Below are 23238 nucleotides of genomic sequence, written 5' to 3'. Positions count from 1 at the left end.
AAGGTCCCCGGCGCGGTCGCCGGGGCCCCTCCCGTGGCCATACGGGTCCCCACCGGCTCAGATGACCGGCTCAGATGAGGTCCATCGCGGCGACCTCGTCGGGGCGGCCGTAGCTCACCGGGCCCTGGAACCGGCGGCGGGCGGTGGCGAACCACCAGACCGTGGCCACGGCCAGCACGACGGCCAGTGCGATCGGCGCGTAGTTGAAGGAGTCGGCGGTGATCGGCGAGGCCTGCGGCAGCATGAACAGGATGCTGCTGAGCAGGATCCAGACCACGGCCAGCCAGCCGACCGGCCTGCTCCAGCGGCCCAGGTTCCACGGCCCCGGCTGGAAGTCGTCGCCCAGGCGCAGCCGCAGGAACACCGGCACGGCGTAGGCGAGGAACAGGCCGACGACGTTGACGCTGACGATCGCGGTGAACGCCGTGTGCGACCACCAGCCCGGCACCACCAGGGCGAGCGAGCATGCCACCGCGAGCCAGACGGCCTTGACCGGGGTACGGGTGCGGGGCGAGACGGAGTGCCACAGGCGGGAGCCGGGCATGGCGCCGTCCCGGGAGAAGGCGAAGATCTGCCGGGTGTTGCTGGTGAGGTTGGCGAGGCCGCAGAAGAGCATGGCGCCGATGACGACGAGCAGCATCGCCTTGGCCCAGCCCATGCCGAGTCCGTCGATGAGAATCTGGACGGGCGGCGCGGAAGAGCCCGCCACCTTGGTGTAGTCGCCGATGCTGTACACCAGGGCGAGCATCAGGATCAGGCCGGTGATCGCCGAATAGCCGATGGACCGGATGATCCCCCTGGGCGCGTTGACGGTCGCCTGGACGGTTTCCTCGGACATGTGGAAGCTGCCGTCGAAGCCGGTGAAGGTCCAGCTGGTGACGAGCAGCCCGAGCAGACCGCCGTAAAGGCCGTTGGTGAAGCCGGTGTTGTTCACGAAATGCGTCACGAAGGACGCCGGCCGGTGATGGTCCGGCATCACGATCAGTGTGCTCACGATCACCACGAGTCCGATCAGCAGCCACCAGACGGAAATCCGGTTCAGTACGGCGACCAGCTGCACGGTGTAGGTGTTGGCGAGTCCCTGGACGACGATGATCAGCGCCGTGATCAGGACCGTCTGGTGGGCGGTCGGCGTGTACGAGGGCCATTGCAGGGCGACGAAGGCCTGGATGAAGGTGGCGGCCGCATAGCCGGTGGCCGCGGTGCCGCCGATCTGGCCCACGAAGTTCAGCCAGCCCGTGTACCAGGACCAGGCGCCCTTGTGCCGTTTGGCGAGTTTACCGGCGGAGAAATACAGGGCACCGCTCGTCGGATAGGCGGAGGCGACCTCCGCCATCGCGGCGCCGATGCACAGCACCATCACGCAGACGCCGATCCAGCCGAACACGAGAATGCGGGGGCCGCCCGCGTTCATACCGAATCCGAAGGACGAGAAGATCCCGGAGAGAATATTGATGATGGTGAAGGAGATGGCGAAGTTGTCGAAGGCCTGGAATCGACGGGTGAGTTTCCGCGGATAACCCATCGCGTGCAGGGTCGCGTCGTCGTCGAGCGTGACGGGGTCCGCTGTGCGTTCTGACACGTGCCGGCCTTTCTCTCGGAATCTCGGAATCTAGGAGGGGACGGGCAGGCCGCAGGCGCGGCGGGCCCGGGAGAGCTGGTCGGCGGGTTCGCCGAAGACGCTCCAGGGCATGCGGGAGGCGTACGGCCCCATGGCCGTGAAGACCGCCCGGGCCTCGAACGCGCAGCGGGCCATGACCAGCGCGTGCGCGAGGTAGGCGAGGTCGAGCACCGGGGTGAAGCGGTATCCGGCGACCGTGGGCAGCCAGTTGTGGTAGATCGACAACGCGGTGCTGCGCCACTGGGGCTGTTCCCAGACCCGCTCGGCGAGAAGTTGGGTGGGGTTGTGGCTCTCCACCAGCGCGACCAGCGGCAGCAGCCGCAGCGCGGAGTCGGCGGGGGCCCGCTGGGCGAGGAAGGCGGCGACGTCCCAGGCCGCGTTGACCGAGGCGCCGTACCGGGTGAAGAAGAAGGACAGGAAGCGGTGGTGGGCCTCGCGGTGCCAGGGGTCGAGGCCGAGGGTGTGCGCGAACAGCCGCCAGGGACCGGACGGTGAGGTCAGCAGGCCGCCCGGGGCGGGGTCGTGCGGGCGGTGCAGCCGGGCCATGGCCAGCTTGGCGGCCCAGGGCGTGGGGTCGGCGGGGTTCATGGCGCTGGCCCGGTCGCAGGCGGCCAGGGCGATCCGCTCCAGCGCCTCGGCCCGCTCGTCACGGGCGTCGGCCGCCCGGATCGCCCGCTGTACGGCCACCCGGGCCCACATCAGCGCGGACTCGGGGCCCGGCTCCTCGGCCAGCCACCGCTCGACCAGATCGGTGCCGGCCGCCTCGGAGGCGAGGACCAGGGAACGGTGCGCGCGCAGGGCGAAGTCGGCCCGCGTCTCGGCGAGCGCCTCGCGGGCACTCAGATATCTTCCGGCGCGCACGTCCACGCATACGCTCGCGAGCAAGCGGTCGTCGGCCGCCGGATGCCATACGTAGTGCCCCTCGAATAACTCAGCGGCCATCTTCCCCTGTCCGTCCCCGTTCGACGAGTGCACCAGGCACCTTACTCAGGGCCGGGCACACCGGAAACGCACGAGATCGACATATCGGTCAGCCGCTCGGAAATATTGACGGCCGCGGTGGGAACGGCTCGAAAATTGGTTCAAGCCGATACTTTCCCGGGGCCGTAAACACCCGCTATGCGCCGCACTACTAGACTGTTTCCGGAAAACGCCCCACACCGCTGCACACCTCGGGAACGGCCATTCACCAGCTCGCCTCCGCACTCCGGGCCCTGCCGCCCTCCTGCGGCCCGGTCCGCCTCGTCGGCGTCGACGGGCACGCCGGGTCCGGGAAGACCACGTTCGCCGACCGGCTGGCCGCCGCCCTGGGCGGGGCGCCGGTGCTGCACCTCGACGACATCGCCAGCCACGAGGAGCTGTTCGCCTGGACCGGCCGGCTGCTGGCCGAGGTGATCGAGCCGCTCGGGCACGGCCGCACGGCGCAGTACTCCCCCTACGACTGGCGCGCCCGCCGCTTCGGCCCGCCCCGCCCGCTGGAGCCGGCCCCGGTGATCCTCGTCGAGGGCGTCGGCGCCGGCCGCCGCGCGCTGCGCCCCTTCCTGGCGCGGCTGCTGTGGATGGAGCTGCCGCACGAGGAGGCCTGGACACGGGGCAGGGCACGGGACGGCGCGGAGCAACGGGACTTCTGGGTCCGGTGGGTCAGGGCGGAGCACGAACACTTCTGCGAAGACCCCTCCAGGCCGTACGCCGACCTGCTGGTGACACAGTCACACAAGGGATATGAGGTGCTGGCGGGGCCTGCGGAGACACTTGGACCGGACCAGTCCCTCACCCACCGTGACGGACCGTCCGCTGTGTGCTGAACTTGTGAAGACGGACCTCAAGGAAGTTGCCTGAGTACCTCAACTCGGCTTGACCGGGGGGCCGTACAGGACTTACGTTCTCAATGAGCGGCCGTTCGAAGCCGCCCTGCAGACGCGAAGCCCCCGGTTGTTCCCCCGTGATCGGGGGCTTCGTTCTGCCCTTTACCCCTTTTGTGCGCGCGGCGCGCACCCTCGCGCTCACGCACGGTCACCGACCCGTGTGCGCCCCGTCTGCCCCCAACCTCGCCAAACGGCCCGTGCGGCACCCTTCGGCAGGCGGTGGAACCGCAGGTACGATGCCCTCGGTGCGACCTTCGAACGGCTGCTTCGCGCACCTGCAACTCCGGTCCGCGGCACAGCGGTTCGACCAACTGTGGCCATCGGGGGGAGCCCGGGGGCCGACCACGGGGGCACGGTTTGTGGGGGACGTGATGGAATTCGGCACGCAGGGCCCCGAGGCCCCGGCCGACCTCGCCTGGTTGCGAGGTGTGGACGCCTACACGATGGGCGCCTATCCGCAGGCCGAGGAGGAGTTCCGCGCCGCGGTACGGATGGATCCCGGGATGGCGGACGCCTGGCTCGGACTGCACGCGCTGCGCGTCGACACGACGACCGCGCTGCTGCGGATGTTCCGGCACCGGGAACGCTTCGGCGAACAGCGCGGCCGGCATCGCCGCACCCTGAACTCCTGGTACTGGCTGGGCTGGTGGGTGCAGCCGGTCCTGGAGAGCCCGCGCGACCTGCTCCTCGCGCACTCCTCGCACTGGCTGGACGGCCGGCACGTCCCGGAGCTCGACCGGGCCCTCGCCGGACTGCCGCCGGTGGACGCCGACCCCCAGGTCCGCTTCCTGCACGCCTGCCGGGCCTACCTGGTCAAGGACTGGGAGCAGCTGGTGCGCCACACCGACCCGCTCCTCGACGACCCCATGCTCGGCATCGAGGCAGGCCTGTTCGGCGGCATGGCCCGGGTCCGCCTCGAAATGTACGGCCAGGCCGAACCGCTGCTCTCCGCCGCGCTGATGCGCTGCCGCAGCGAGCAGCCGCAGCGCAAGGAGCTGCGCTACTGGCTGGCCCGGGCCCACGAGGGCACCGGCCGCAGCGCCGCCGCGCTCCCCCTCTACCGGGCGGTGCACCGCGTCGACCCCGCCTTCATGGACACCTCGGCACGGCTGGCCGCCATCGCCGAGGGCGACGGGTACGACGACACCGCCGACTTCGCGTCGATCACCCTCACCGGTGCCGGGCAGGACGTCGTGGACGGTCCGGACATGCTCGACCCGCTCTTCGGCACCGAAGGGCGGGATCTGCGGCTCGGGGACCCGGAGCCGCCGGCCGGGGCGATGCCGTCGGTGATCGACCCGGCGGTGCGCGAGAAGGTCGTGCCGTCAGCGCCGCTGCCGGCCGGGCCGACCGACCCCGCGTTACTTGAGGAGGCGCTCGCCGAACTGGAGCGCATGGTCGGGCTCGAACCCGTGAAACGGCAGGTCAAAGCGCTGTCGGCGCAGTTGAACATGGCCCGGTTGCGGGCCGGGCAGGGGCTGCCGGTGCAGCCGCCGAAACGCCACTTCGTCTTCTCCGGGCCGTCGGGCACCGGGAAGACCACCGTCGCCCGCATCCTCGGCCGGGTCTTCTACGCGCTGGGCCTGCTCGGCGGCGACCATCTCGTGGAGGCGCAGCGGGCCGACCTGGTCGGCGAGTACCTGGGCCAGACCGCCGTGAAGGCGAACGAACTGATCGACTCCGCGATCGGCGGCGTGCTCTTCGTCGACGAGGCCTACTCCCTCTCCAACTCCGGTTACGGCAAGGGGGACGCGTACGGGGACGAGGCGCTGCAGGTGCTGCTGAAGCGGGCCGAGGACAACCGGGACCACCTGGTCGTGATCCTGGCCGGCTACCCGGAGGGCATGGACCGCCTGCTGGCCGCGAACCCCGGGCTCTCCTCGCGCTTCACCACACGGGTCGACTTTCCCTCCTACCGTCCCCTCGAACTGACGTCGATCGGCGAGGTGCTGGCCGCCGAGAACGGGGACGCCTGGGACGAGGAGGCGCTGGAGGAGCTGCGGTCGATCGCCGGGCACGTGGTGGACCAGGGGTGGATCGACGAGCTGGGCAACGGGCGGTTCCTGCGGACGCTGTACGAGAAGAGCTGTGCGTACCGGGATCTGCGGTTGTCGGTGTATCCGGGGGCGCTGTCGCGGGACGACCTGGCGACGCTGCGACTGCCGGACCTGATGCAGGCGTACGGAGAGGTGCTGTCGGGGAGGGGGCCGCAGGATCCGGCGGCCGGGATGTAGGTGCGGGCGGGCTGGGGCCGGGGGGGGACGCTTACCGGCGCCGGCAGGGTGCCTCCCCCAGCCTTCGGCCGGGGGAGGAACTGCGCGACCAGCCCCCACCGGCCCGCAGCTCCCCGCGACGCTCAGCCCACCGGCACTTCCTCCGGCTCCCCACTCACCCTCGGCTCCGGCGTCCTCGGCGTTGCCGCCTGCTCCCGGTGCGCCGGGTCCGTCACCTCGCCGACCAGCAGCTCGAGGACGTCCTCCAGGGCCGCCAGGCCGAGAACGCGGCCGTTCGCGTCGGCCACCTGAGCGAGATGAGTGGCGGCCCGGCGCATCACGGTGAGCGCGTCGTCGAGGGGCAGCTCGGCCCGCAGTGTCGTCATCGGGCGCCATATCTGCTGCGGAACCGCCCGGTCGGAGTCCTCCAGGTCCAGTACGTCCTTCACGTGCACGTAGCCCATGAAGGACCCGGACTCGGCCGCCACCGGGAAGCGGGAGTAGCCGGTGCGGGCGGTGAGCTCGACGATCTGGCCCGGCGTGACCGACGGCGGGACCGTGATCAGGGACTCGCGGCGCAGGAGCACGTCCGTCACCGGGCGGGAGCCCAGTTCCAGCGCGTCCTCCAGGCGCTCCTGCTCCTCGGGGTCGAGGAGGCCCGCCTGGCCGGAGTCCTCCAGGAGCCGGTTGAGCTGCTCGCTGGTGACGACGGCCTCGACCTCGTCCTTCGGCTCGACCCGGAACAGCTTGAGGATGCCCTGGGCGCAGGCGCCGAGGGCGACGGTGATCGGCCGGCACACGCGGGCGAACGCGACCAGGCCGGGGCTCAGCCACAGCGCCGCCTTCTCGGGCGCCGCCATCGCCAGGTTCTTGGGCACCATCTCGCCGATGACCAGGTGGAAGAAGACCACCCCGGCCAGCGCGATCACGTAGCCCAGCGGGTGGATCACGCCGTCCGGCAGGTGCACCGCCTCGAACAGCGGCTCCAGCAGGTGGGCCACCGTCGGTTCGGCCACCGCGCCGAGCGTCAGCGAGCAGACGGTGATGCCGAACTGGGCGGCGGCCATCATCTGCGGGAGGCGTTCCAGGCCGTAGAGGACCTGGCGGGCCCGGGCGGTGCCCAGGGGTTCGATCTGGCTGCGGCGGACGGAGACGAGGGCGAACTCGGCACCGACGAAGAAGCCGTTGGCCAGGACCAGCAGGCCGGCGAAGACCAGTTGGAGAACGCTCATCGGGCGGCCTCCGCGGCGGCCGGGGCGGTGCGGACCAGGCGGACGCGTTCCGCCCGGTAGTGGCCGACCCGGCGGACGGACAGCCGCCAGCCGGGCAGCTCGGCACGGTCGCCGGGCGCCGGGATGCGGCCCAGCAGGTCGGCGACCAGGCCGGCGACCGTCTCGTACGGGCCCTCGGGCACGTCGAGTCCTATCCGCTGGAGGATGTCGACGCGGACACTGCCGTCGACGTCCCAGGCGGGCTTGCCGTCCTGGGGCGGGGCGGACGCGAGTTCCGGTGCGTCCGGGCTGTCGTGCTCGTCGCGGACCTCGCCGACGAGTTCCTCGACGATGTCCTCCAGGGTGACCACGCCCGCCGTACCGCCGTACTCGTCGACGACGACGGCGATGGGCTGCTCGGAGCGGAGCCGGGCGAGGAGGGGCTGCACCGGGAGGGTCTCGGGGACCAGCAGGGCCTTGCGGGCGATGCGGCCGACCGGGGTGCGCAGCCGGTCGTGGACCGGGATCGCCAGCGCGTCCTTGAGGTGGGCCATGCCGACGATCTCGTCGATCTTCTCCCGGTACACGGGGAAGCGGGACAGGCCGGTCGCCCGGGTGAGGTTGACGACGTCCTCGGCGGTCGCCGTGTCCTGGAGGGCGCTGACCTTCACCCGGGGGGTCATGACGTGCTGGGCGGTCAGCTCGCCCAGGGACAGGGTGCGGACGAACAGGTCGGCCGTGTCCTGCTCCAGCGCGCCGGCCTGGGCGGAGTGCCGGGCCAGCGAGACCAGTTCGCCGGGGGTGCGGGCGGAGGCCAGTTCCTCGGCGGGCTCGACGCCGAGAGCGCGGACCAGCCGGTTGGCGACCGTGTTCAACGCGGCGATGACCGGGCGGAACAGGCGGGAGAAGCGGGCCTGCGGGCCGGCGACGAAGCGCGCGACCTGGAGGGGCTTGGAGACCGCCCAGTTCTTGGGTACGAGTTCGCCGATCACCATCTGGATCGCCGAGGCGAGCAGCATGCCGACCACGACGGCGATCCCGGAGACCGCGCCGTCGGGCAGGCCGATCGCGGTCAGCGGGCCGCGCAGCAGCTCGGCCAGTGCCGGTTCGGCGAGCATGCCGACGACGAGGGAGGTGATGGTGATGCCCAGCTGGGTGCCGGAGAGCTGGAAGGACAGCTCCTTCAGCGACTCGACGACCGTACGGGCGCGCTTGTCGCCGTCGGCGGCGGCCTTCTCGGCCTCGGGCCGCTCCACGGTCACCAGGCCGAACTCGGCGGCCACGAAGAAGCCGTTGGCGAGGATGAGCAGGAACGCGGCTGCCAGGAGCAGCAGGGGGGTGGTCATGATGCCGCCGCCTCCGAAGCCTCGCGGACTGCGGTGAGGCGGTCCGCGGTATGTCGGGAGGGGGCGGCGCAGGTACTACAGGACGATCCGTCCATCGCCGGAGAGGGTCACTCCTCGGGTAGCAGGAACCCCTGTGCGCGGGGCGCGCCACAGGGGTGGAGGCGGGACGTGAAAAGCCTCCGCCAACAGATTAATCAAGACAGGGGCCGGTGCGGCAGGGGCGACGGCCCGGAGAGGTCCCCGAAGTTGCGTGATTTCAGCCCTGATGCTGTCCGGGGTCGTGGCTCGTGCGGGCCTCGGCGAGGGCGCGCAGGGCCGTGGCGTCGGCGATGGCGCGCCGCTTGGCGATGCCCGGCTGGATGCCGAGCGCGGGCAGGCTGGTGCCGTCGCTGAGGTTGAGGAACACCCACGGGTCACCCGGGCGGAGGTTCACCTGGACGATCTCGGCCCACTCCAGGCGCCGCTTGCCGGCGATGTTGACGACGGTGACCCCGGACTCGTCGGCGACCACCTTCACCCGGGCCAGCTGGGCCAGCACCCAGAAGATCAGCGCGCCGGTGAGGACGAAGCTGAGCTTCTCCCCCGGGCCGAGCTGGTCCAGGAGCAGGGCGACCCCGGAGATGGTGGCGAAGATCGCGACACCCGCGGTGAGCAGGATCACGCGGGTGAGGCCCGGCCGGAAGGTGACGGGCAGGGAGGGGAGCTCGGACATCTCGCGCGGGTCCCTCAGAGGCGGCAGGCGTGGATCGCCGTGGTGAGGATGGCGCGGGCGCCGATGTCGTAGAGGTCGTCCATGATCCGCTGGGCGTCCTTGGTGGGGACCATGGCGCGGACGGCGACCCAGCCCTCGTTGTGCAGCGGGGAGACGGTCGGCGACTCCAGGCCGGGGGTGAGGGCGACGGCCTTCTCCAGCTGCTCGACCCGGCAGTCGTAGTCCATCATCACGTACGTCCGGGCGACCAGGACGCCCTGGAGTCGGCGCAGGAACTGCTGGACCTTCGGCTCCTCGGCGTCGGCGCCGGTGCGGCGGACCACGATCGCCTCGGACTTCATGATCGGCTCGCCGAAGACCTCCAGGCCGGCGTTGCGCAGCGAGGTGCCGGTCTCGACGACGTCGGCGATGACCTCGGCGACGCCCAGCTCGATGGCGGTCTCGACGGCGCCGTCCAGGTGGACGACGGAGGCGTCGACGCCGCGCTCGGCGAGGTGTCCCGCGACGATGCCCTCGTAGGAGGTGGCGACCGTCTTGCCCTTGAGGTCCGCCAGGCCGTTCGCCTCGCCGGGCTTGGCGGCGAAGCGGAAGGTGGAACGGGCGAAGCCGAGCGGCAGGATCTCCTCGGCGTTGGCGCCGGAGTCCACGAGCAGGTCGCGTCCGGTGATGCCGATGTCGAGGCGGCCGGAGGAGACGTAGATCGCGATGTCGCGGGGGCGGAGGTAGAAGAACTCGACGTCGTTGACCGGGTCGACGGTGCGGAGTTCCTTGGACTCCCGCCGCTGCCGGTAGCCGGCCTCATGCAGCATGTCCGCCGCAGGGCCTGAGAGGGAACCCTTGTTGGGGACGGCGATGCGCAGCATGAGGTCGGCTTCCTTTGCTCGAAACTTTGCTCGAAAAAGACGGTTCTGTCGGAAAAGGTTCTACAGGTGGGCGTAGACGTCGTCCAGCGAGATGCCGCGGGCGACCATCATCACCTGGACGTGGTAGAGCAGCTGCGAGATCTCCTCGGCGGCCGCTTCCTTGCCCTCGTACTCGGCGGCCATCCAGACCTCGGCGGCCTCCTCGACGACCTTCTTGCCGATGGCATGGACCCCCTTGCCGACCAGCTCGGCGGTGCGGGAGGTGGCGGGGTCGCCGTGGGCGGCCTTGTGCTGGAGCTCGGTGAAGAGCTCCTCGAAAGTCTTGTTGGACATGGTGAGCGCCAGACTACGCCAATCGCCGCGTCGCTCAGTGCCAGGGTTCGGATACTGAGCGGAGGGTGGCCGCCGTCGCCACCGCCGCCGTCACCGCCTCGTGGCCCTTGTCCTCGTGGGAGCCCGGGAGGCCGGCGCGGTCCAGGGCCTGCTCCTCGTCGTCGCAGGTGAGCACGCCGAAGCCGACAGGGACGCCGGTCTCGACGGCGACCTGGGTGAGGCCCTGGGTGACGCCCTGGCACACGTACTCGAAGTGCGGGGTGCCGCCGCGGATGACGACGCCGAGGGCTACCACGGCGTCGTAGCCGCGCCCTGCGAGGGCCTTGGCGGCGACCGACAGCTCCCAGGTGCCGGGGACCCGGAGCAGGGTCGGCTCGTCGATCCCCAGGTCGCGCAGGGCGCGCAGGGCGCCGTCCACGAGTCCGTCCATCACCTTCTCGTGCCACTGCGACGCGATGACCGCGACCCGCAGGTCGCTGACATTGCGTACGGACAGTTCAGGTGCACCCTTGCCGCTCACGTCTCTCCTCAGTGCTGTTTCTGTATGGGTGGCCGCAGTCGGCCACGGTCTACTGGCTGGCGCAGGTGGACATCGCGGGAGGCGTGTCCAGCCAGGGCAGGTCGTGGCCCATCCGGTCCCGCTTGGTGCGCAGGTAGCGCAGGTTGTGCTCGCCCGCCTGTACGGGCATCGGCTCGCGTCCGCTGATCTTGAGGCCGTGGTTCAGCAGCGCGTCGCTCTTGTCGGGGTTGTTGGTCATCAGGCGGACGCTGCGCACCCCGAGGTCGGCCAGGATCTGGGCGCCGGCGCCGTAGTCGCGGGCGTCGGCGGGCAGGCCGAGTTCGAGGTTGGCGTCGAGGGTGTCGCGGCCGCGCTCCTGGAGTTCGTAGGCGCGCAGCTTGGACAGCAGGCCGATGCCGCGCCCCTCGTGGCCGCGCAGGTAGACGACGATGCCCCGGCCCTCGTCCTGGATGCGGTCAAGGGCGGCGTCGAGCTGGGGTCCGCAGTCGCAGCGGGCGGAGCCGAAGACGTCCCCGGTGAGGCACTCGGAGTGGACCCGGACCAGGACGTCCTCGCCGTCGCCGATCTCGCCGTGGACGAGGGCGACGTGCTCGACGCCGTCGGTGGTGGACCGGTAGCCGTAGGCGGTGAACGTGCCGTGGCGGGTGGGCAGGTTGACCTCGGCCTCACGGCGCACGGTGGGCTCGGCGGCCCGGCGGTGGGTGACCAGGTCCGCGATGGAGATGATCGTCAGGCCGTGCTTGCGGGCGAACGGGATCAGCTCCGGGAGGCGGAGCATCCGGCCGTCCTCGCCGGCGATCTCCACGATGGCGCCGGCCGGGCGCAGGCCCGCGAGGCGGGCGAGGTCGACGGCGGCCTCGGTGTGGCCGTTGCGGACCAGGACGCCGCCGGGCCGGGCGCGCAGCGGGAAGACGTGGCCGGGGCGCACGAGGTCGGTCGGCTCGGCCTCGCCGCTCGCCAGCAGCCGGAGCGTGGTGGCGCGGTCGGCGGCCGAGATGCCCGTGGTGACGCCGTGCGCGGCGGAGGCGTCCACGGAGACGGTGAACGCGGTCTTCATCGACTCGGTGTTGTCACCGACCATCTGCGGCAGGTCGAGCCGGTCCAGTTCCTCGCCCTCCATGGGGGCGCAGATCAGGCCGCGGCACTCGCTCATCATGAAGGCGACGATCTCGGGGGTGATCTTCTCGGCGGCGATGACGAGGTCGCCCTCGTTCTCGCGGTCCTCGTCGTCGACGACCACGATCGGGCGGCCGGCCGCGATGTCGGCGATGGCCTGCTCGACCGGGTCGAGCGTGAGGTCCTCGACGCCTTCGGTGCTGTACAGGATCGGTGCCGCGGTCATGCGGGTGCTCCTTCCAGAGCGGGCCGCGCGCCCTGGCGGGAGCGCAGCCACCAGTCGCGCAGGCCCCACAGGACGAGCGCGCCGTAGATGACGTAGACGAAGCCGGAGAAGGCGTAGCCGTTGGTGAAGTTGAGGGGGACGCCGACCGCGTCGACCAGGAGCCAGGCGATCCAGAACTCGACCATGCCGCGCGCCTGGGCGTACATGGCGACGACGGTGCCGACGAAGATGTAGGCGTCCGGCCAGGGGTCCCAGGACAGGGACGGGTAGGCCTTGAAGAGCAGGGCGACGGCGACGGTGCCGGCGGCCGCGGCGGCGACCATCGCGGCGCGCTCCTGCCAGGTGGCGAAGCGGGGCGCGATGTGGCCATCGGTGCCCTGCCCCTTGTTGCGGTTCCACTGCCACCAGCCGTACAGGGCGACCACCATGACGACGACCTGCTTGCCCGCGCTGCCGGCGAGGTGGCCGTAGAAGGCGGTGAACAGGACCAGGCCGGAGAGGAACTGCACCGGCCAGGTGAGCAGCGAGCGGCGCCAGCCGAGGGCGAGGGTGATCAGGCCGAGGATGTTGCCGATCATGTCGGACCAGATGATGTGCTGGCCGAAGAGGGTGAAGGCCTCGGAGTTCAGCCAGTTCACCGGTCCGCTCCCTGCGTGTCGGCGGGCTGCGTGTTCGCGAGCAGGCGCTCCACGTACTTGGCGACGACGTCGACCTCCAGGTTGACCGGGTCGCCGGGCTGCTTGTGGCCGAGGGTGGTGAGGTCGAGGGTGGTGGGGATCAGGCTGACCGTGAAGTGGTCGGGGCCGGCCTCGACGACGGTGAGGCTGATGCCGTCGACCGTGATCGAGCCCTTCTCGACGACGTAGCGGGCGAGGTCGGCCGGGAGGGAGATCTTGACGATCTCCCAGTGCTCGGAGGGGGTGCGGGCCAGGACCTGGCCCGTGCCGTCGACATGGCCCTGCACGATGTGGCCGCCGAGGCGGGAGCCGACCGCGGTGGGGCGCTCCAGGTTGACGCGGGAGCCGACGCCCAGCGCGCCGAGGGAGGAACGCTTGAGGGTCTCCGCCATGACGTCGGCGGTGAACTCGTCGCCCTCGTGCTCCACGACGGTCAGACAGACGCCGTTCACGGCGATGGAGTCGCCGTGCTGCGCGCCCTCGGTCACCACGGGGCCACGGAGCCGGAAACGGGACGCGTCGCCGAGGTTCTCGACGGCGGTGACCTCACCCAGCTCTTCGACGATTCCGGTGAACACTTCCCGGGTCCTCCTGCCTCAACGGGGCACGGACTCCGGGGCCTGTCGACAGACGACAGAATGGACGGACGCTCACACCGAGGGCGACGCCGAGAAGGTCCCGTCCCTCAGGGACGAGACCAGATACGGCGGCGCGCACGCGTACATGCTCGCCCGCCGCGCACTGCCTCCCATCCGGACTTTAACCGTCGGTCCAGGAATTTCACCTGGTCAACCGGCCGCTGGAAGCGGACGGGTCGCGGACTGTAACCGCCGGTTCGGAGTTTCACCGACCCCGGAGTGCGCTGCTTCTGGTACACGGCCAGTGTGCCACGCCCGGTGGTGGTCCATACAGGGGCGGGGTGTGGGGTGCCTCACAGCTCCTGCCGCTGGACTTCCCAGACGGACCACAGTGTGCCCAACTGGCGCCCGGACCAGGACTCTTGACCATCGTTCACATCTCTTGACCCCACTGGTCTAGTCCTTTTAGGGTTCGAGCGGACCCGGTGGCGGTGACGACGGCCCTTGCCCGTCGCCGGGCCCGCCCACTCCGGGCCGTCCGCTCCGGCACCCCGCACGGGGTCAGCGGTCCGGTGCCGCGAAGAGCTCGTCCTGGGCCCGCTCGCGGGCCGTCAGCAGGGCACCGCGCAGGACGGCCGCGCCGCCCAGGGTGCCGGCGCGCACCTCGGTGGCCAGCGGGGACATGCGGCGCAGCCGCGCCTCGACGCGCGCGGCGAGCGCCGCGCCGCCGGCGGGGCCGATCTCGCCGCCGAGTACCACGCAGCCGGGGTCCAGGACGGCGACGACGGCGGCGACGCCGAGGGCGATGCGGTCGGCGAGGGCGTCGAGGAAAAGAGTGTGTGCCGGGTTCGGTCGGCGTGCGGCCGCGGCACCGTCGTGGCTGGCCGCGCAGTTCCCCGCGCCCCTGTGGGGCGCGTCCACGGCAGCCTCTGCCACCAGGTTCGCAGCGGTCGAACCGCCCGGCCCCAGCCCGAACTCCCGCGCCAGCTCCGCGATCGCCGCCGCCCCCACCAGCGAGTGGTACCCGCCGGAGCAGTCCGTCGCCGTCGGCAGTCCGGCCGTGCCCGGCACCGGGAGGAAGCCGATCTCGCCCGTGCCGCCGGAGGCGCCCCGGCGCAGGCTGCCGTCGAGGACGACGGCGGCGCCGCAGCTGTTGCCCAGCCAGAGCAGGACGAAGGTGTCGCGGTCCTGGGCGGCACCCTCCCGCTGTTCGGCGAGGGCGGCCAGGTTGGTCTCGTTCTCGACGCCGACCCGGGCCTGCGGGAACCGCTCCTGGAGGGCGGCGACGAGCCTGCGGTGCCAGGCGGGCAGGCCTGCCGAGTCGCGCAGTTCACCGGTGGCCGGGTCCACGAGGCCGGGCGCCCCGATGCCCACGGTGTGCAGTCGCCCCGCTTCCCCGGACGCCCCCGCCTCCTTGGCCGCGCGCTCCACCAGCTCCACCGCCTGCTCGACGGCCGCGACCTCCCCCTCCTCCGGGACGACCGGCGCCGACCCTTCCGCCAGCACCCGCCCCACCAGGTCGGAGACCAGCACCGAGACGCTCTCGGTGCGGACGTCGAGGGCGGCCAGGTACGCGCGGTCGGCGACGATGCCGTACAGCCGGGCGTTCGGCCCCCGGCGCTGCTCCCCCGACTCGCCGACCACCGCGATCAGGCCGGACGCGGTGAGCCGTTCGACGAGGTCGGCGACGGTCGGCCGGGACAGCCCGGTCAGCTGCTTCAACTGCCCTGCCGTCAGCGGGCCTTCCTGCTGGAGCAGGCTCAGCGCGAGCCGGTCGTTGATGGCCCGGGCGGTGCGCGGTGATGCGGGCATGACGGGCATCCTCCCAGATCCCTGTGGCCCGGGAACGGCCACATGACGCCCTATCTATCAGGCAGGGTCCCTGATAGTTTACGGCGGACAGCGGGGGCAGCGGGGCGGCACCCACCCGGGGAGGGGCAGGACCATGAAAGACGTGGGCTACGAGCAGCACGGGGTGAAGCGGGCGCGATACGCCGTCGCGGCCGTGTTCACCGTGCACGGTGCCGTCACCGGCTCGTTCGCGACCCGGGTGCCGTGGGTCCAGGACCATGCCTCGCTCAGCGCCGGGCAGTTGGGCTTCGCGCTCGCGTTCACGGCGTTCGGCGCGTCGTGCTCGATGCCGCTGGCCGGCCGGATCAGCCACCGCTTCGGCAGCCGTACGGCGCTGCGCGGGCTGATCGCGATGTGGACGCTGTCGCTCATCCTGCCGTCGCTCGCCACCAACCTGTACCTGCTGTGCCTGGCGATGTTCGTGTACGGCGCGAGCGCCGGCATGGCGGACGTGGTGATGAACGCGCTCGGCGTGGAGATCGAGCGGGTGCTCGACAGGTCGATCATGTCCGGGCTGCACGGCATGTGGAGCGCGGGCACCCTGCTCGGCTCGGCGGCCGGCACCGTCGCCGCGCATCTGGGCACGGACGCGCGCGTGCACTTCGCCCTGGCCTCGGCCGTTCTCACCGCGCTCGGCGTGCTGGCGGCCGGTTTCGTCCTGGACGTCAGGGCCGGCGAGGACGAGGAGCCGCCGCCGCGGTTCACGCTGCCGCCCCGGTCGGCGCTGCTCATCGGCACGGTGGGCTTCTGCGCGGTGTTCGCGGAGGGGGCGAGCCTGGACTGGTCGGCGGTGTTCCTGCGGGACCGGATGGACAGCTCGGCCGGGCTCGCGGCGGCCACCACCACCGGGTTCATGCTGGCCATGGCGGTGGCCCGGATCAGCGGGGACGCGGTGGTGAACCGTTTCGGCGCGGTGCGTACCGTGCGCGCCGGGGGTGTGCTCGCCGCGATCGGCGGACTGCTGGTGGTCCTCGCCGGGCAACCGGCGGTGGCGATGACCGGGTTCGCGCTGATGGGCCTCGGCATCGCGGTCGTCGTACCGCTGTGCTTCGCGGCGGCCGGGCACGCCGGGCCGAACCCGAGCCAGGCCATCGCGGGCGTGGCGACGATCACCTACACCTCGGGCCTGGTCGCGCCCAGCCTGATCGGCGGAATCGCCCAGGCGACCAGTCTGGTCGTGTCGTTCTGCGTGGTCACGGCGCTGGCACTGGGTCTCGTGGTGTTCGCGGGCGTGCTGCGCGCCGGGACGCGGGGCTCCCGTGCGGAGGTCAGCCCCGAGGCCGCAGCAGTTCCCGGGCCACGGCCCTGAACGCCTCGCTCCAGGGCGCGGGGCGCAGGGTGGCCGCGTCCAGCCGGACGAGCACCCGGGTGCCCCGCGCGTAGGTGGTCGCGCCGTCCGGCGAGCAGAAGCGGAAGCCGTAGGTCAGGCCGGTGGTGCCGAGCCGTTCCAGCCACAGGTGGACGGCGTAGGTGCCCGACCTGGTGACCGGTGCCTCGTAGCCGATCAGCAGCTCCCTGACCACGTTGCAGGCGTCGCCGGCGGCGGCCCAGTCGCCGTCGAAGCGGATGCCGTGCTCCTGCCACAGTTCGGTCCAGGCGCGCTCGACCAGCAGCGGGTAGCGGGCGTTGTGCAGCATCCCGAGCGCGTCGAGGTCGTCGAAGTGGACGCTGACCGGCAGCAGCCGGCCGTAGGAGAGGGCGGGGGCGGGCAGGGCTTCGGCGGTCACGGGTGGGGCTCCTGAGCACTGGACGAAGCGGTGGGGACACTCCATCCTAAGCGGACGCTCAGGAGCCCCGGCCGGGAAGGGGCTGGTCAGCCCGCGATCGAGTCCAGCTGCTCGGCGGCCGGCCGCAGTGCCCAGAGGTCGCCGCCGGGCGGAGTCTCCAGCCTCCGTACCGCCTTCTGGGCCGCCTTGTCGCCCGCGTCGGCCGCCGCGTGCACGACGTCGCTCGCCGCATAGCGGTGGAACTCGAGCTCCGGGTAGGGCCAGGCGGCCGCACCCGTCGCGGCCGGCAGCAGGTAGTCCACGGCCTTGAACAGGCTCTGCCCGTCCGTCCCCCGGTAGCTCCAGAGGTTCACGCCGACGTGCCGGCCGATGGCCGCGAGCCGGGTGTAGGCGACCAGGTCGAAGGTCGAGTAGTGCCAGCTCCTGGTGCGGGCCAGTTCCTGCGGCTGGCCGCCGTCCCCCGCGATCTGCGGGTCCATCCGCTTCGCCCGCGCGTCCAGCACGGTCTGCCTGGCCAGCGCCTTGTCGCCGGTGGCGTAGGCGAGGGCGGCGAGCTGCATGTCGTAGAAGGTGCCGTGGTTGTTGGCGGCGGCCCCCTCCTCCTTGCCGAAGGCGCTGTCCTTCAGCCAGCCGAGGAAGTCGGTGTTCCAGCTGTGCATACCGGCCCGGTCCGCGGCGCTCCAGCCGGGTGCACCGGAGCCGAGGATCGCCAGCGCGTCGACCACGCTCGTGTACGACTGGGAGAAGTCGATGATCCCGATGGCCCGGCCGTCGTACTTGCACGGGATGAACTGGGCGTGGTCCAGGTTCGGGTTCATCCGGGTCGCCGGGTCGAGGAACCAGGTGCGCAGGATCTGTCCGGCCTTCTCGGCGTACTCCCGCCTGCCGGTGTAGTACCAGGCCAGGGAGAGGTCGTAGGTCGAGTCGAAGACCTTCTCGACGTCCTGGCGGTCGGTGCCGGTGTCGACCTCGGGGTTGCGCTGTCCGTCGCGCTGGACGTAGGGGCAGCCCCAGGGGTTGTCGGCGGTGGGCGTGGTGGTGGGCCACCAGTAGGGGGCCTGGCTGAGGTACTCGTGGACGTCGCCGCCGGGGGCCGGCTTGGGCTTGTCGACGACCGTCCAGGGGCCCTGGTCCAGCCAGGTGTCGGCGCGGGTGGTCAGGTCGCGCAGCGCGCGCCCCAGCCGCGGGTCGCCGTCGCGCAGTTCGGCCCGGGTGTGCTGGAGCCGGGCGCCGTCGAGGACGGCGGTGTCCGGGGCCCTGGTCGTGGCATGGGCGGAGGGGACGAGGACCGCTCCGAACGCCATCAGGGCCGTCAGCAGGACGGCCGCGCGGGATCTTCCACTCATCGGGTGCTCCGATCGACCTGAAATCAGATATATGAACTCAGTTCATGAGTAGGACCGCGCGAGCGTAGAACCGCGTGGTAGCCGTGACAATGGTTCGGACCGTATTCACGTACCAGGAAAGCGAAGCCCACCATGGATCTCGGCGTGCGCTGGAAACTGCACGGTGACGGGCGCACGCCCGCGCCCGGAGCGGTGGTACGCCCCGACGAACGGCTCTCCTGGCCGCGGACGGTCGGGCTCGGCGCCCAGCATGTGGTCGCCATGTTCGGCGCGTCCTTCGTCGCTCCGGTCCTGATGGGCCTGAACCCGAATCTCGCGATCATGATGTCCGGCGTCGCGACCGTGCTCTTCCTGCTGGCTACACGCGGCCGGGTGCCCAGCTACCTGGGCTGTTCGCTGTCCTTCGTCGGGGTGGCCGCCGTCATCCGCGCACAGGGCGGCACCAGCGCCACGGTGACCGGCGCGGTCTTCGTGGTCGGCGTCGCGCTGTTCCTGGTCGGGCTGGCCGTCCAGCGCTTCGGCGCCCGGATCATCCACGCCGCGATGCCGCCGATCGTCACCGGCGCGGTCGTGATGCTGATCGGCTTCAACCTCGCGCCGGTCACCGCCTCCACTTACTGGCCGCAGGACCAGTGGACGGCCCTGCTGGTGATGGCGTTCACCGGTCTGGCCGTCGTCTGTCTGCGTGGTTTCTGGTCCCGCATCGCGATCTTCCTGGGCCTGGTCTTCGGGTACGCCCTGTCCTGGGCCCTCGACCGGATCTTCGGCCGGATCCACTCCGTGGGCCGGAGCGGCAAGGTCACCGACCACTGGCGCCTGGACCTCTCCGGTGTCGGCAAGGCCGACTGGATCGGGCTGCCGTCCTTCCACGGCCCGTCCTTCCAGTGGTCGGCGATCCTGGTCGCCCTGCCCGTCGTCATCGCCCTGGTCGCCGAGAACACCGGGCACGTCAAGGCGGTCGGCGAGATGACCGGCGACCCGCTCGACGACAAGCTGGGCACGGCCATCTCGGCCGACGGCGTCGCCTCGATGCTCTCCACCGCCGTGGGCGGCCCGCCCAACACCACCTACTCCGAGAACATCGGCGTGATGGCCGCGACCCGCGTCTACTCCACCGCCGCCTACTGGGCCGCCGCCGGCTTCGCGCTGCTCTTCGGCGTCTGCCCCAAGTTCGGCGCGATCGTGGCCGCGATCCCGGGCGGGGTCCTCGGCGGCATCACGGTCATCCTCTACGGCATGATCGGCCTGCTCGGCGCCCAGATCTGGCTGCACGCCGAGGTCGACCTGCGCAACCCGCTGAACCTGGTCCCGGCGGCCGCCGGCATCATCATCGGCGTCGGCAACGTCAGCATGAAGTTCACCGACACCTTCTCCCTCAGCGGCATCGCCCTCGGCACCCTGGTGGTCATCGTCGGCTACCACGTCCTGCGCGCCCTGGCCCCGGCCCACCTCAAGGGAGCCGAACCACTCCTCGACGAAGGCACCAGTTCCTACGACGACGACCGGCCGTAGCACCGCCCGGCGGGCCCGTTCCCCCGTTCCGGGGAAGCGCCGGGCCCGTCGGCACGCGCGGCGGGCCGGAGCTGGGACCCTTCCCCCATGGCGCAGTTGCACCACCTCACCGCCCCGGTCGGCACCGTCGTCGCCCGGATGCGCGCCCTGGACGCGACCCTGCCCGAGCGGGACGGGGTCGCGGTCTTCAACCGTGTCTACCTCGCCGTCACGGAGGAGGTCCAACGGCGCCTGGACGCGGGCCGGTTCGCGGACCCCCGGGCCGCGGCGACCCTGGACGTGCGGTTCGCCGAGCGCTACCTGGCCGCCGTGGACGCCGAGGCGGCGGGCCGCCGGCCCCCGGCCTGCTGGCGGCCGTTGTTCCAGTTCCGCCGCCATCCCGGGGTCCGCCCACTGCAGTTCGCGCTGGCCGGCATCAACGCGCACATCGGGCACGACCTGGCGCTGGCCGTGGTGGACGCCTGCCGCACGCTCGGCTGCGAACCGGCCGACCTGGAGGACGAGTTCGACCGCGTGGGCGACCTGCTGGTCTCGCTGGAGGAGCGCGTCCGCGAGGACCTGATGCCGGGTCCCGACCTGCTCCAGATCGCCGACCCGCTGACCCATCTGCTCGGCTCCTGGAGCCTGGAGCGGGCCCGGGACGCGACCTGGGCGGCGGCGCGGGCCCTGTGGGCGCTGCGCGGGGTCGGGGACCTGGCCGAGGAGTTCACCGAGCGGCTGGACGCGGCCGTGGGCCTGGCCGGCCGGATGCTGCTCACGCCGATGTGCGGCTGAAGCGGCCTGATCCGACCGCCCGTCCGCCCGCACCGGAATCCCCGGGCGTACGCCCTGCGTTGACTGCAGGCACCCGACTGCGAAGGAGCACCGGCATGACCACCCGGCTCGGCTTCGGCCTTCCCCAGATGCGGCAGTACTCCCCCGGCACCGATGTCCCCGACGTGGCCCGCGCCGCCGAGCAGATCGGCTACGACAGCCTGTGGGTCTTCGAGCGGGCCCTGTTCCCGGAGCCCGCCACCCAGGGCCTCTACGACGTCCCGGGCCTCCCCTGGCCCGACGAGTACCGGAGCGTGGCCGAGCCCCTGGTCACGCTGACCCTGGCCGCCGCGGTCACCGAGCGGGTGCGGCTGGGCAGCAGTGTCCTGGTGGCGCCGCTGCACAACCCCTTCCAGCTGGCCCGGTCCCTGGCGACGCTGGACGCGGCGAGCGGCGGCCGGGTGCTGGCGGGCTTCGGCACGGGCTGGTCCCTCGACGAGTACGCGGCCGCCGGAATCCGGCCGTTCGAGGAGCGGGGCACGGTGCTCGACGAACTCATCGAGGTGTGCCGGGCCGTGTGGGGCCCGGACCCGGTGCGTTACGACGGGCGGCTCACGAAGATCGCCTCCGCCGTGGTCGGCCCCAAGCCGGCCCGGCCGATCCCGATCCTGCTGGCGGCGAGCAACAAGCGGGCCAAGCGCCGGCTGGTCGACCACGCCGACGGCTGGCTGCCGGTGGGCATGGGTGCCGCCCAGGTCGCGGCAGAGTGGCGGGAGTTGCAGGACCTGGCGGCCGAACGCGGCCGCACGGAACCGATCCAGACGGTCCTGCGGGTCAACACCACGTACACGCCCAAGGCCTACGACGGCCCCGACCGCCGCCCCTTCCAGGGCAGCGTCGACCAGATCGTCGAGGACCTCGTGGCGCACGCGGCGGTCGGCCTGGAGGAGATCCTGGTCGACCTCGAGTCCACTCCGCGGGACGCCCAGGAGCTCAAGGACGTCGCCGCCGAGGTGTACGAGAAGGCGCGGGCGGCCGGGATCTAGTCAGTCCTCTGGAAGCTCGACCGGCGCGATCTCGTCGTAGACGTCTCCCGGGCCGGGGTTGGCCGCGTCGGTCGTGCCGCCGAAGTGGTGCATGACGCCCCAGACCGCGTTCAGCGCGGTCTGGACGGCGCCCTCGGCCCAGCCCGCCGTCCAGGAGATGTCGTCGCCCGCGAGGAAGATGCCCCGCTTGTCGTCGGGCAGCGAGTCCTGCATGAAGTGCGTGAACAGGCGCCGCTGGTAGCGGTAGTGACCGGGCAGGTTGGCCTTGAACGCGCCCATGAAGTAGGGCTCGTTCTCCCAGGACACGGTCACCGGGTTGCCGATGATGTGCTTCCTGATGTCGACCTTCGGGTAGATCTCGCCGAGCGACTTCAACATGACCTCCATCCGCTCGTGCGCGGACAGCGGCAGCCACTTCAGGCTGTCGTCGCACCAGGTGTAGGACAGGCAGATGACGGCGGGCTTGTCCGGGCCGTCGTCCAGGAGGTAGGTGCCGCGAGTCATCCGGTCGGTGAGTGTCATCGACATGACGTCCCGGCCCGTCTCCTCGTCCTTGTCGAGCCAGAAGGGCCGGTCGACCGGGACGAACAGCTTCGAGGACTCCATGTAGTGGGTGCGCTCGATCGCGGTCCAGTGGTCGATCGGGAAGAGCGAGTCGTCACAGGCGATCTTGGAGAGCAGCATCCAGGACTGGGCGGTGAAGACCGCCGCCTGGTAGGTGCGGATGTCGCCGTTCGCGTCCGTGACGGTGATCCGGTTGCCGTTGGTGCGGTGCAGCCGGGTCACGGCGGGCCGGGGCTCGCCGTTCTCGTGCAGCTTCGCGAGCGACGTCCCGTACGCCCAGTGCACGATCTTCTCCGGCTCGCGCTCCCAGAGCCTGAGCGGCAGCTGCTGGGAGCCGCCGACGATGCCGCGGTGGTGGTCGTCGGCCTCGGTGTAGACGACCCGCAGGATCTCGAGGATGGAGTTGGGGAAGTCGGTGTCCCAGCCGCCGGTGCCGAAGCCGACCTGGCCGAAGATCTCGCGGTGCCGGAAGGACCTGAAGGCCTCGGAGTCGCAGAGGAAGCCGTAGAAGGTCTGGTTGTCGAGCTTCTCGACGAGCTTCGCCCAGATCTCGCGGATGCACGGCACGTCCCGCTCACGCATCGCGCGGTTCATGTCGGAGAAGTCGGCGCCCTCGTCCAGGCACCTGTTCCAGGCGGCGGCGACGTCACGGTAGACCTGCGGCAGGTCGTCGATCGTCTCGGCGTAGTGCGACTCGCCCTTGAGGTCGACGACGGTCGAGGGGGTCGCCTCCGCCAGGGGGTTGGGGAAGGGCCGGGTCTCCAGGCCCACCAGGTCGATGTAGTGCTGGAGGGCGGTGGAGGAGGGCGGGAAGCGCATCGCGCCCATCTCGGCGGTCAGCGAGGGGTCGCAGCCCTCGAAGCCGACGGTCCGCAGCCGGCCGCCGATCTCGTCGGCCTCGTAGACGACCGGCTTCAGGCCCATCTTCATCAGTTCGTACGCGGCCACGATGCCGGACAGGCCGCCGCCGATGACGGCGACCTCGGTGCCGTGCTCGGTCGCCGGGACCTGGCCGAGCCCGGCCGGGTGGGCGAGGAAGTCGTCGTAGGCGTAGGGGAAGTCCGGGCCGAACATGGTGATCGGCGGCTGCTGCACGTCGGCGTGCTCGACGGCGTTGGGCACCGTGGACGTCATGGGGTACGGACTCCTTGCGGAAAA

Annotated in this window: 21 protein-coding genes and 1 riboswitch; of the genes, 6 read left to right on the top strand and 15 right to left on the bottom strand. The window is 71.5% G+C overall.

Annotated features, from left to right (window positions below; genetic code table 11):
• Nucleotides 1-70: 70 nt before the first annotated feature.
• Nucleotides 71-1525, bottom strand: coding sequence for an amino acid permease (locus tag ACZ63F_RS39460; protein ID WP_469718622.1), 1455 nt, complete (start codon nucleotides 1523-1525; stop codon nucleotides 71-73).
• Nucleotides 1526-1612: 87 nt separating this feature from the next.
• Nucleotides 1613-2563: a hypothetical protein gene (locus tag ACZ63F_RS39455; RefSeq protein WP_469718553.1), complete on the bottom strand. Its 951-nt coding sequence runs from the start codon at nucleotides 2561-2563 to the stop codon at nucleotides 1613-1615.
• A 242-nt stretch (nucleotides 2564-2805) separates the two neighbouring features.
• Between ACZ63F_RS39455 and ACZ63F_RS39450 the strand changes: the two genes are divergently transcribed.
• Together ACZ63F_RS39450 and ACZ63F_RS39445 are read left to right on the top strand one after the other, a co-directional pair.
• Nucleotides 2806-3426 carry a uridine kinase family protein gene (locus ACZ63F_RS39450; RefSeq protein ID WP_469718620.1) on the top strand — a complete coding sequence of 207 codons (621 nt, stop codon included), beginning with the start codon at nucleotides 2806-2808 and terminating at the stop codon, nucleotides 3424-3426.
• A 431-nt stretch (nucleotides 3427-3857) separates the two neighbouring features.
• A complete protein-coding gene (locus tag ACZ63F_RS39445; protein WP_469718552.1) occupies nucleotides 3858-5720 on the top strand; it encodes an AAA family ATPase in 1863 nt (620 codons plus the stop codon).
• Nucleotides 5721-5842: 122 nt separating this feature from the next.
• Here the strand turns inward: ACZ63F_RS39445 and ACZ63F_RS39440 are convergent, their stop codons facing one another.
• The 10 genes from ACZ63F_RS39440 to ACZ63F_RS39395 form a co-directional block, all read right to left on the bottom strand.
• Nucleotides 5843-6931 carry a hemolysin family protein gene (locus ACZ63F_RS39440; RefSeq protein ID WP_469718550.1) on the bottom strand — a complete coding sequence of 363 codons (1089 nt, stop codon included), beginning with the start codon at nucleotides 6929-6931 and terminating at the stop codon, nucleotides 5843-5845.
• Entirely contained in the window at nucleotides 6928-8256 is a 1329-nt protein-coding gene (locus tag ACZ63F_RS39435) for a hemolysin family protein (protein WP_469718549.1), read from the bottom strand. Before ACZ63F_RS39435 ends, ACZ63F_RS39440 begins: the two co-directional genes overlap by 4 nt.
• A 256-nt stretch (nucleotides 8257-8512) precedes the next feature.
• Nucleotides 8513-8968 carry a PH domain-containing protein gene (locus tag ACZ63F_RS39430; protein WP_469718547.1) on the bottom strand — a complete coding sequence of 152 codons (456 nt, stop codon included), beginning with the start codon at nucleotides 8966-8968 and terminating at the stop codon, nucleotides 8513-8515.
• A gap of 14 nt (nucleotides 8969-8982) precedes the next feature.
• Nucleotides 8983-9831, bottom strand: coding sequence for an ATP phosphoribosyltransferase (hisG, locus tag ACZ63F_RS39425; protein ID WP_469718546.1), 849 nt, complete (start codon nucleotides 9829-9831; stop codon nucleotides 8983-8985).
• Nucleotides 9832-9891: 60 nt separating this feature from the next.
• Nucleotides 9892-10164 carry a phosphoribosyl-ATP diphosphatase gene (locus tag ACZ63F_RS39420; RefSeq protein ID WP_030946750.1) on the bottom strand — a complete coding sequence of 91 codons (273 nt, stop codon included), beginning with the start codon at nucleotides 10162-10164 and terminating at the stop codon, nucleotides 9892-9894.
• 34 nt (nucleotides 10165-10198) lie between these two features.
• Complete coding sequence (gene ribH / locus ACZ63F_RS39415; RefSeq protein WP_093505477.1) at nucleotides 10199-10684, bottom strand: 6,7-dimethyl-8-ribityllumazine synthase; 486 nt, start codon at nucleotides 10682-10684, stop codon at nucleotides 10199-10201.
• A gap of 49 nt (nucleotides 10685-10733) precedes the next feature.
• The gene (locus ACZ63F_RS39410; protein WP_469718544.1) at nucleotides 10734-12026 is read right to left on the bottom strand and encodes a bifunctional 3,4-dihydroxy-2-butanone-4-phosphate synthase/GTP cyclohydrolase II; all 1293 of its coding nucleotides are present in this window, start codon (nucleotides 12024-12026) and stop codon (nucleotides 10734-10736) included.
• Entirely contained in the window at nucleotides 12023-12664 is a 642-nt protein-coding gene (locus tag ACZ63F_RS39405; RefSeq protein ID WP_469718543.1) for a nicotinamide mononucleotide transporter family protein, read from the bottom strand. The genes ACZ63F_RS39410 and ACZ63F_RS39405 overlap by 4 nt, the downstream gene beginning before the upstream one ends.
• On the bottom strand, nucleotides 12661-13281 hold the full coding sequence (locus ACZ63F_RS39400; protein ID WP_469718541.1) for a riboflavin synthase: 621 nt from the start codon (nucleotides 13279-13281) through the stop codon (nucleotides 12661-12663). Before ACZ63F_RS39400 ends, ACZ63F_RS39405 begins: the two co-directional genes overlap by 4 nt.
• 156 nt (nucleotides 13282-13437) lie before the next feature.
• A riboswitch (FMN riboswitch) is annotated at nucleotides 13438-13568 on the bottom strand.
• A 274-nt stretch (nucleotides 13569-13842) separates the two neighbouring features.
• Nucleotides 13843-15093: an ROK family transcriptional regulator gene (locus ACZ63F_RS39395; protein WP_469718537.1), complete on the bottom strand. Its 1251-nt coding sequence runs from the start codon at nucleotides 15091-15093 to the stop codon at nucleotides 13843-13845.
• Between the two features lie 133 nt (nucleotides 15094-15226).
• On the opposite strand from ACZ63F_RS39395, the gene ACZ63F_RS39390 reads away from it, so the two are divergent.
• Nucleotides 15227-16441, top strand: coding sequence for an MFS transporter (locus tag ACZ63F_RS39390; protein WP_469718535.1), 1215 nt, complete (start codon nucleotides 15227-15229; stop codon nucleotides 16439-16441).
• Here ACZ63F_RS39390 and ACZ63F_RS39385 read toward each other — a convergent pair.
• Together ACZ63F_RS39385 and ACZ63F_RS39380 are read right to left on the bottom strand one after the other, a co-directional pair.
• A complete protein-coding gene (locus tag ACZ63F_RS39385; protein ID WP_351960463.1) occupies nucleotides 16401-16859 on the bottom strand; it encodes an acyl-CoA thioesterase in 459 nt (152 codons plus the stop codon). The two genes, ACZ63F_RS39390 and ACZ63F_RS39385, sit on opposite strands and share 41 nt — an antisense overlap.
• 86 nt (nucleotides 16860-16945) lie before the next feature.
• A complete protein-coding gene (locus tag ACZ63F_RS39380; RefSeq protein ID WP_469718534.1) occupies nucleotides 16946-18205 on the bottom strand; it encodes an alginate lyase family protein in 1260 nt (419 codons plus the stop codon).
• Between the two features lie 132 nt (nucleotides 18206-18337).
• Here ACZ63F_RS39380 and ACZ63F_RS39375 point away from each other — a divergent pair, with 132 nt between their 5' ends.
• The 3 genes from ACZ63F_RS39375 to ACZ63F_RS39365 all read left to right on the top strand — a co-directional run bounded on the left by ACZ63F_RS39375 (nucleotide 18338) and on the right by ACZ63F_RS39365 (nucleotide 21516).
• Complete coding sequence (locus ACZ63F_RS39375) at nucleotides 18338-19717, top strand: uracil-xanthine permease family protein (protein WP_469718532.1); 1380 nt, start codon at nucleotides 18338-18340, stop codon at nucleotides 19715-19717.
• A gap of 87 nt (nucleotides 19718-19804) precedes the next feature.
• Nucleotides 19805-20491, top strand: a complete 687-nt coding sequence (locus tag ACZ63F_RS39370; RefSeq protein ID WP_469718530.1) for a DUF5995 family protein — start codon at nucleotides 19805-19807, stop codon at nucleotides 20489-20491.
• A 95-nt stretch (nucleotides 20492-20586) separates the two neighbouring features.
• Entirely contained in the window at nucleotides 20587-21516 is a 930-nt protein-coding gene (locus ACZ63F_RS39365) for an LLM class F420-dependent oxidoreductase (RefSeq protein ID WP_469718529.1), read from the top strand.
• On the opposite strand, the gene ACZ63F_RS39360 is transcribed toward ACZ63F_RS39365, so the two are convergent.
• A complete protein-coding gene (locus tag ACZ63F_RS39360) occupies nucleotides 21517-23214 on the bottom strand; it encodes a flavin monoamine oxidase family protein (RefSeq protein ID WP_469718527.1) in 1698 nt (565 codons plus the stop codon). It lies immediately after the preceding gene.
• Between the last annotated feature and the right edge of the window lie 24 nt (nucleotides 23215-23238).

Source organism: Streptomyces sp. NPDC104761 (assembly GCF_055583445.1).
This window is presented reverse-complemented; position numbering and strand designations above follow the sequence as displayed.

Bases quoted from the DNA above. Each gene is read 5' to 3' on its own strand.
- ACZ63F_RS39460 (WP_469718622.1), bottom strand. From the start codon at position 1,525: ATGGGTTATCCGCGGAAACTCACCCGTCGATTCCAGGCCTTCGACAAC.
- ACZ63F_RS39455 (WP_469718553.1), bottom strand. From the start codon at position 2,563: ATGGCCGCTGAGTTATTCGAGGGGCACTACGTATGGCATCCGGCGGCC.
- ACZ63F_RS39445 (WP_469718552.1), top strand. From the start codon at position 3,858: ATGGAATTCGGCACGCAGGGCCCCGAGGCCCCGGCCGACCTCGCCTGG.
- ACZ63F_RS39440 (WP_469718550.1), bottom strand. From the start codon at position 6,931: ATGAGCGTTCTCCAACTGGTCTTCGCCGGCCTGCTGGTCCTGGCCAAC.
- ACZ63F_RS39435 (WP_469718549.1), bottom strand. From the start codon at position 8,256: ATGACCACCCCCCTGCTGCTCCTGGCAGCCGCGTTCCTGCTCATCCTC.
- ACZ63F_RS39430 (WP_469718547.1), bottom strand. From the start codon at position 8,968: ATGTCCGAGCTCCCCTCCCTGCCCGTCACCTTCCGGCCGGGCCTCACC.
- hisG (WP_469718546.1), bottom strand. From the start codon at position 9,831: ATGCTGCGCATCGCCGTCCCCAACAAGGGTTCCCTCTCAGGCCCTGCG.
- ACZ63F_RS39420 (WP_030946750.1), bottom strand. From the start codon at position 10,164: ATGTCCAACAAGACTTTCGAGGAGCTCTTCACCGAGCTCCAGCACAAG.
- ACZ63F_RS39410 (WP_469718544.1), bottom strand. From the start codon at position 12,026: ATGACCGCGGCACCGATCCTGTACAGCACCGAAGGCGTCGAGGACCTC.
- ACZ63F_RS39395 (WP_469718537.1), bottom strand. From the start codon at position 15,093: ATGCCCGCATCACCGCGCACCGCCCGGGCCATCAACGACCGGCTCGCG.
- ACZ63F_RS39390 (WP_469718535.1), top strand. From the start codon at position 15,227: ATGAAAGACGTGGGCTACGAGCAGCACGGGGTGAAGCGGGCGCGATAC.
- ACZ63F_RS39380 (WP_469718534.1), bottom strand. From the start codon at position 18,205: ATGAGTGGAAGATCCCGCGCGGCCGTCCTGCTGACGGCCCTGATGGCG.
- ACZ63F_RS39375 (WP_469718532.1), top strand. From the start codon at position 18,338: ATGGATCTCGGCGTGCGCTGGAAACTGCACGGTGACGGGCGCACGCCC.
- ACZ63F_RS39370 (WP_469718530.1), top strand. From the start codon at position 19,805: ATGGCGCAGTTGCACCACCTCACCGCCCCGGTCGGCACCGTCGTCGCC.
- ACZ63F_RS39365 (WP_469718529.1), top strand. From the start codon at position 20,587: ATGACCACCCGGCTCGGCTTCGGCCTTCCCCAGATGCGGCAGTACTCC.
- ACZ63F_RS39360 (WP_469718527.1), bottom strand. From the start codon at position 23,214: ATGACGTCCACGGTGCCCAACGCCGTCGAGCACGCCGACGTGCAGCAG.